Genomic DNA, 1,087 nt, shown 5'->3' with positions numbered 1-1,087 from the left:
GGGGGTCTCGATATCACAGTCGGCGGAACACTCGGGTTCATCGTCGCCACCACCGGCGCCGACCACGGAGTTGGCGACGGTATCGCCGGCATCAGGGGTGACGGTGGCGGTGTATTCCAGTACATAGGTGCCCGGGGTGGTGCCGGATGGCAGTGTGCATTCGAGCGGATTGGCAGCGTTGCAGGTGTAATCGCCCGGCGCGGTGACGGCATCGAGTGCCAGCCCGATGCCCAGGGTATCTGTCAGGGTAAAGACAGCATCGGTGGTGGCATTGGCCACGGTGGTGGTGACGGTATAGGTGATGATGTCACCCACCTCCACGAATGCTGGCGTAGCGCTCTTCTCGTAACTGATTTCCGGGGTCACCGGCAGATCGATATCGCAGTCGATTTCGCACTGTGGATCATCGCCGCCGCCGCCGGTGCCAGTGACTGCATTGCTGACCTGTTCGAGCGCATTGCTGTTGACTGCAACGGTATAGATCAGGGTGTAAGTGCCGGTCGACGTACCTACCGGCAAGGTGCAGAACAGCGGGTTGCCAGGCGAACAGCTGAACTCAGTGGAAGTGCCGCCGTCCACGGCATCGAAGGTGAGACCTGTGCCGAGTGTGTCTTCCAGGGTAAAGGTTTCACTCAGTGCCGCATCGGCCACATTGACGGTAACGGTGTAGGTAACAGTGTCCCCTATGCTCACTTCACTGACATCCGCGACCTTGTTGAAGGTGATGACCGGTTCCGTTATCGGTGTCTCTATATCGCAATCTGCGGAACACTCCGGGTCATCGCCGCCACCGCCGGCGCCGACCACGGAATTGGCGACGGTATCGCCGGCGTCAGGGGTGACGGTTGTGGTGTATTCCAGTACATAGGTGCCCGGGGTGGTGCCGGGTGGCAGTGTGCACTCGAGCGGATTGGTGGCGTTACAGGTGTAATCGCCCGGCGCGGTGACGGTATCGAGTGCCAGCCCGGTCCCCAGGGTATCTGTCAGGGTAAAGACCGCATCGGTGGTGGCATTGGCCACGGTGGTGGTGACGGTATAGGTGATGGTGTCGCCCACCTCGGCGGAGGCCGGGCTGGCGGATTTCTCA

At 61.2% G+C, this 1,087-nt stretch carries 1 protein-coding gene; it reads right to left on the bottom strand.

Annotated features, from left to right (window positions below; all coding sequences use genetic code 11):
- Positions 1 to 1,087 (bottom strand): isopeptide-forming domain-containing fimbrial protein (locus tag MWN76_RS20855; protein WP_250465121.1); only part of this gene is annotated, 1,087 nt, incomplete at both ends.

Origin of the sequence: Microbulbifer litoralis, assembly GCF_023634065.1 — a bacterium.
In the GTDB taxonomy this organism is placed as follows: Bacteria; Pseudomonadota; Gammaproteobacteria; order Pseudomonadales; family Cellvibrionaceae; genus Microbulbifer; species Microbulbifer litoralis.
Note: the sequence above shows the minus strand (reverse complement) of the source record. Positions and strands in the feature narration are given on the sequence as shown.